We start from the raw sequence: 6,116 nt of genomic DNA, 5'->3' as shown, positions 1-6,116 counted from the left end.
TCAGTATTTCATAATTTATCCTCTGACAAATAAGGAGGTCACTCAAGATGATTAGAGGTTTAAAGAAAAAATTACTTATTGGTTTATTAAGTGCTACTGTTGTTGGCACTAGTTTAGCTCCAAATGTTCCACTTGTAGGAAGTTTCGCTCAAGAGGTTAAGGCGGAAGACAGTAAATTACCTGAAGGTATGTATAAATATACAGAAGAAACAGTTAGTGCAGTTTCAAAAGATAATGTGTATAAATGGCCAACAAATGGAACTCATTATAGTTTTAATGGGGAAACTGGAGCATACACAGAGATTTCGGGAGATTTAACTTCTCCAAGTAGAGGGTATGTGTTTACTGAAAGTAATACTGGTGAATATGTTGCAGATGTCCAAAAAGGATTTAAAGAAAGAACAGATGAAACACAAAATTTCTATACAAGGTCTGAAGAAACCGCTGTTGTAGACAAAGATAATTCAGACTACGAATGGCCAGAAAGCGTTGTTGGAAAATATAAAAAAGTGGGTAACAGTTATGAAAAAATAGAGAATAAAGAGGGTGTTGATGTAGCTGCTATAAAAGGTGCTACTGTTAAAGTTTACACCCGTGAAGTAGACACCACAAAATCTACAGTTACTCTTAAGCCTTCAACTGATACAGATAAAAAAGTTACAGTAGGATCTGCTTCTATCGACGGTAAATCGGTAGATGTAACACAAGAATCACAACCAGCATCTGCTGTAATTGAAAAAAATAAAGATACAAAAGTGACCTTAAATTTAAAAGCGACAACTGGTAATACAATTAAATCTGTTGTTGCAGAAATCATTGACAGTGCAACAAAGAAATCTCTTGGTAAAGTAACAGCAACAAAAGCAGATGGTGCTACTGATACTTATGAATTTGTAATCAAGGCCACTACAGCTGCAGTTGATGTACTTATTAATGCTCAAACAGAAAAATTAATGATCACACCAAAATTAAATACAACAAACCTTTCACCTAAAGTTGGTACAGCTGCACTTACTTCAACAGATGCTGTTGATACAACTGGTGAATTTGAATTAAAGGTTACATTAGAAAAAGGTGTAACTGTAAATGACTCTGAACTTAAAGTTGTAGCTAATAGTAAAGAAATAACTGGAGATGAGAAAAATGGTGTCGTTACATATAAAATTCCAACTGAAGGTGTAACTGACAAAGAATTAGAAATCAAAGTTTCTGGTAGACTTGAAAATGATGGTTTAGACAAAACAGCTGATGATAAAAAAGGTTCAACAGCTGAAGTTGCCCCAACAGGCAAAGTTGCTGCTGATGCTAATGAAGTTTTAGAAGTAGCCAAATCAGATTTAGAAGATAATCAATATGTTAAGGCTGTTTTAACAATTAAGGAAGTTGCTGAGGAAATCGAGGATGCATTAAAAACACAGATTGCGGCAAGAACGAATGCAGATGAAAATATTGAATTAGCAGGCGTTATCCAAATTGATTTAGAAAGATATGTCGCTGATAATCCAGCTGCCTTAGAAAATGCTCCAAAAGAAGATGTAACAAATTTAGGTGCTCTTCTAACAGTTCATTATGTATTACCTGACGAAGCACAGGGAAAGACAGATTACAAAGTTATTAGCATTCATGACTCATTACGTGAAATTACAACTACACCTAATGAAGATGGAGAATATATTGAAATTAGCGGTAATTCATTAATTTTACATGTTAAGAAATTATCTCAGTTTGCTATTTTATACAATACCGCAGATGCTACAACACCTGAACCAGAACCAATCGTTCCAGATGAGGACAAAAAACCAGATACACCTGTAACTCCAAATCCTACAGTTAAACCTGCAGATACTAAAGCTGCTACATCTACAAAAGTTGCCAAAGTTACAACTTCAACAAAGAAATCTACAAAGACTTCTTCACCTAAGACAGCTGATTATGCAGTAAACTCATTACTTGCATTATTAACAGGTGCTGCTGGATTATTCGGAATCACATTAGTTAACAAAAAAAGAAAAGAAGACGAAGAATAATTTTCACAAATAGTAATAAATCTAACACTTGATTTATTAAGTGATACTATCAATTTTTAATATTATAGTATTATATGAAGTATAGAATCGGTCCGCCAGAAGCAACTCTGGTGGATCGATTTTTTGTATAAATAAAACGACATAATGGAGATTTACAGTCTGTAGTCGCAGTCTGTCTTGATAAAGATCTATTGCAAACAGATAAAAATCTTTTAGAAGCACCCCAGCGTTGGAACCTAGTTTTTAAATATTATCAATTAATTTTTGATTTAATAAAATTATACAAATCAACATCAGTTTGCTTATTTATTTTTTCGTCTATTATTTTCCTTGAGAGTGGTTCATCATATGAATTTTCTCCACAAATATCAACACCTATAATTTTGGATTTTTTCAAGAAAAATGACAAGAATTTTTTTAAAGTTACAAGACTCATTTGCCCTTGATTCCAATTTGTTCTTGCATATTTTTCAGAGAGTACGTCTTTATCAATTGATAAATAAGTAGGGAAGTTTGAATCGAATTTTCTTAATTTTGAAGCAACCACATCACAACTGTTATTTGGAGTTTGAATATTTTCTATACTTATTGGTATTACTTTATCTTGATTCTTTGTATGTATTGCATTGATTGTATTTTGAGATGGTCCTATCAAAAAAAGTTGATGCAAATTTTGATCCTTTTCTAACAATTCCTTTGCCCAATTGCCGCAGCTTATCATATTGTCAAAAATTGCATTTTGCATATCATTATGAAAATCAAATAAAATAAGAGAATACGGAATTTTTATTTTTTGAGTAAAAAAAGTTGTTAAATAATGATAATTTCCTGAATCAATAAAATGGATTCCTTTAGGCGAATATTTCGTGAGTTTGTCTTTGATTTCATTTTGAGCAGTTTCCGTGCAATACATGTTTGTTTCCCTAATATTCTTACAATCGATAAATTTAATTTTTTTTGTTGGCATATTATATACGTTTGAAAAATTTAACATTAAATCCATGTTATGTCACCATCCTGTATTTTTATATTTCGCTGTTTTTGTGTTAATTCGTTTGTATTTTTATGTTAATTCGTTTGTATTTTTATGTTTACCTTTGTTCTATTTATGTGTTTGTGTTTTTTAGATTTCTAAAATTTTAATTTGCAAAAAGTAAAAACCACAGCCTAAATTTTTTAAGCTGTGGTCTAATTTGACAATTATCCTTCAATTGCAATAAGTTGTTTTTCTTCAACTTTTGGAGTTTCTTTTACTTTTGCAATATCTAAGGTTAAAATTCCGTTATTAAATTTTGCTTGAATATCTTTTTGCTCTACTTCATCTCCAACGAAAAAGCTTCGTCGACATTCGCCCTGATATCTTTCGCGTCGAATGAATTTTCCTTTTTCATCTTTCTCGTCTTTATTTTCAGAATGTTTTGCAGCAATTGTTAGGTATCCGTCTTTAAGTTCTGCGGTAACATCGGATTTGTCGTATCCAGGCAATTCAATATCCATCTCATACTTATCATCGAATTCCTGAACATCTGCATGCATTCCTGAGAATCGCTGTAGCTCAAAGTCCTTTAATGGGTAGCTAAACATATCTCCGAAAAAATCATCTGTAAAATTGTCATTAAAAATACTTGGTAATAACATAGTTCATTCCTCCTTGAAAAGTTTTTTAACCATTTTTATTATAAAAAATTTATTTTAACCTAATATAGAAATAAAATTGCTTTTTTCCATTTTAGGTTCTGGTTTCTTCTTTAAAATAGTAACTGCAAGCACACCATTTTCAAATCGTGCAGAAATATCTTCTGATTTAACCTCTTCGCCTACAAAAAATGTTCTTCGATTTGCACCTGTAAAGCGTTCGCATCGTATGAATCTGCCTTTTCTTTCATTAGGTTCTTTTGTTTTCGTTGGTGTGGCGGAGATTGTGAGATAGCCCTTTTCTAACTCAAGTGAGATCTCGTTTTTCTTAAATCCTGGTAAATCAACGTCCATCTCAAATCTATCCTTAAATTCTTTTATATCAACTAACATATTGGATTTTGTTTCGTAATTCTGGTTGTTGTTCAAATAGTTGAATGCATCTCCAACTAAATCATTTGTAAAATTGTCATTTAAAAATCCTGGTATCAACATCATTACTCATTCCTCCTTAGTTTTCTTTCATCTCTTGTTAATTATGTTATAACACTTTTATTAGCACTCGTCAATAGTGAGTGCTAATAAATTTTGTGAATTTTTTGTGAACTTTATTTTTTGTGGGCTATTATAAGAAATATCAAATTTTAAATTAGAATACAAGTTTAATGAAAAAATAAAAAATCTAGGTACCAGTTTTTGGTGATACCTAGATTATATTTTTTTAATATCATTTAATTATTATTAACTTTGTTTGTTGGTTTCTAGCCATTCAGCGTACGCTTTATTGAATTCTTCAGGGGAGAGAGAAGTCTTTTGGTATGCCTGTTCTAATGTATAGGTCTTTTCATCAACAAGCATAAATAACGTTTTGTTAACACCAATGTCGATACCTTCTTCACGACCAATACCGATACCTTTGTTTAAGTTTCTTTCCGCAATAAATTCATCAAGACATTCTTGTTTCCATCGAGCTACCATGTCATCATCAATTCCAAAAGCCAAGTTGTAATCGATATTATTGTCGTCATATTGCGGTTTTCTTGACCATTTTTCTTCAGAATTGAGCCAATCATTGTATAATTTATCAAAATCCTCTTTTGAGATGTTTGCAATAGTATAAGCATCATTTTTTTCAAGTTCACCAGAAGAGATACGTTCAAATAACGCTTCGTAGAATCCTTCCTTAAGACCTTCTTTAAAACCTTTTTTTATGCATTTTTCAGCCACCCACGGACCTAAGTTTGACATAATATTAGCCTCCAATCGTTTTTAATTATCAAATATAAGTATCACAATGCTATTTTTTAATATCATTTAATTACTGTTGGCTTTTGTTATTATTTTCTAGCCATTCAGCGTACGCTTTATTGAATTCTTCAGGGGAGAGAGAAGTCTTTTGGTATGCCTGTTCTAATGTATAGGTCTTTTCATCAACAAGCATAAATAATGTTTTGTTAACACCTATGTCGATACCAATGTCGATACCTTCTTCTCTAATACCTTGACTTAAGTTACACATATCCATCAACCTCCCATCGATTTCGTTATCTAATTCAAAATTAAAGTTTTCTTTAAGCCTCTTTTTCTTTGTGGCACTATCGAAGTCTTCAGTGAAGATTGTTTCGAGTGCACCTAAAAAATCGTTGTCTGTTTGTAGTGGATTTTTACCAAGACAAACGATGATTACAGACTGTAAATCATAACGTACTTCTCTATTAAATGTACCATAAATACTGTTTTTTGTCATCTTAAATTCAGTTATTGAATTTGCGATATCTTCTGGTGTGTTCATGCAAATCCAGATGGAATAGACTTTTTTGATATCGTCGTAGCTGTGATTTTTGCCGATTGAAAACTCAGTTTCAAGTTGCTCTGAAATCATTCTGCAAGTATAAAAAACTGCTCTAGTAACAATATCGTATGGTGTGTTAAATTTCCTTTGTACTCTGCAACTGTTGCTGATAGAATCCTTGAAAGTACTTGTTTGTTTGCTAAAATCTCTTTCGCATGTTTGTCGTACTGGGTATTTTGACTAGAATTGTCAAGACTGTTAGCCAAATGATTTGGCGTAGAATATTTTTTATTTTTCATTTGAATCTCCGATCTATTTTTAGTCGTGATAAAGATTATACATGGATTTTGGAGCATTATCAATGGTTAATTATGAAACGAGTAGTAGATTTTCCAGGAAATAAGTAATTTTTTCTTTAAACCTCTAATCATCTTGAGTGACCTCCTTATTCGAGTTACGATAAATTGTTGATTATTAGCGGTGGCAATGGAAACGATTCTACTCAACAAAACTGAACTGTTGTGTAAAAAGAAGAGTAAGATTAGATACTATATTAGAGCGGTTAGTTTTAAAGGAATTGCTTTAATTTAAAAATTTGGCATGAAAGAGTGTAAATTTTTATTTTCCAAGGAAATTAGACGAAAAATCGTGATTAAATAAGT

At 31.7% G+C, this 6,116-nt stretch carries 7 protein-coding genes; 1 reads left to right on the top strand and 6 read right to left on the bottom strand.

Translation table 11 applies throughout. The annotated features are described in order from the left end of the window. Positions 1-47: 47 nt before the first annotated feature. Positions 48-2,027: a hypothetical protein gene (locus BMY79_RS11440; RefSeq protein WP_074731010.1), complete on the top strand. Its 1,980-nt coding sequence runs from the start codon at positions 48-50 to the stop codon at positions 2,025-2,027. A 253-nt stretch (positions 2,028-2,280) separates the two neighbouring features. On the opposite strand, the gene BMY79_RS11435 is transcribed toward BMY79_RS11440, so the two are convergent. From BMY79_RS11435 to BMY79_RS11410, 6 genes are all read right to left on the bottom strand, one after another. Continuing rightward, entirely contained in the window at positions 2,281-3,030 is a 750-nt protein-coding gene (locus tag BMY79_RS11435; RefSeq protein WP_074731009.1) for an arginase family protein, read from the bottom strand. A 197-nt stretch (positions 3,031-3,227) separates the two neighbouring features. Beyond that, the gene (locus BMY79_RS11430; RefSeq protein ID WP_022750647.1) at positions 3,228-3,665 is read right to left on the bottom strand and encodes an Hsp20/alpha crystallin family protein; all 438 of its coding nucleotides are present in this window, start codon (positions 3,663-3,665) and stop codon (positions 3,228-3,230) included. A 54-nt stretch (positions 3,666-3,719) separates the two neighbouring features. Continuing rightward, positions 3,720-4,160 carry an Hsp20/alpha crystallin family protein gene (locus BMY79_RS11425; protein WP_022750645.1) on the bottom strand — a complete coding sequence of 147 codons (441 nt, stop codon included), beginning with the start codon at positions 4,158-4,160 and terminating at the stop codon, positions 3,720-3,722. Between the two features lie 243 nt (positions 4,161-4,403). Further along, complete coding sequence (locus BMY79_RS11420; RefSeq protein WP_074731008.1) at positions 4,404-4,910, bottom strand: hypothetical protein; 507 nt, start codon at positions 4,908-4,910, stop codon at positions 4,404-4,406. Positions 4,911-4,980: 70 nt separating this feature from the next. After that, complete coding sequence (locus tag BMY79_RS11415; protein ID WP_074731007.1) at positions 4,981-5,544, bottom strand: hypothetical protein; 564 nt, start codon at positions 5,542-5,544, stop codon at positions 4,981-4,983. Beyond that, complete coding sequence (locus BMY79_RS11410; protein ID WP_074731006.1) at positions 5,541-5,753, bottom strand: hypothetical protein; 213 nt, start codon at positions 5,751-5,753, stop codon at positions 5,541-5,543. The genes BMY79_RS11415 and BMY79_RS11410 overlap by 4 nt, the downstream gene beginning before the upstream one ends. Positions 5,754-6,116 lie beyond the last annotated feature (363 nt).

The sequence above is a fragment of the Lachnobacterium bovis genome, from assembly GCF_900111325.1.
Taxonomy (GTDB): domain Bacteria; phylum Bacillota; class Clostridia; order Lachnospirales; family Lachnospiraceae; genus Roseburia; species Roseburia bovis_A.
Note: the sequence above shows the minus strand (reverse complement) of the source record. Positions and strands in the feature narration are given on the sequence as shown.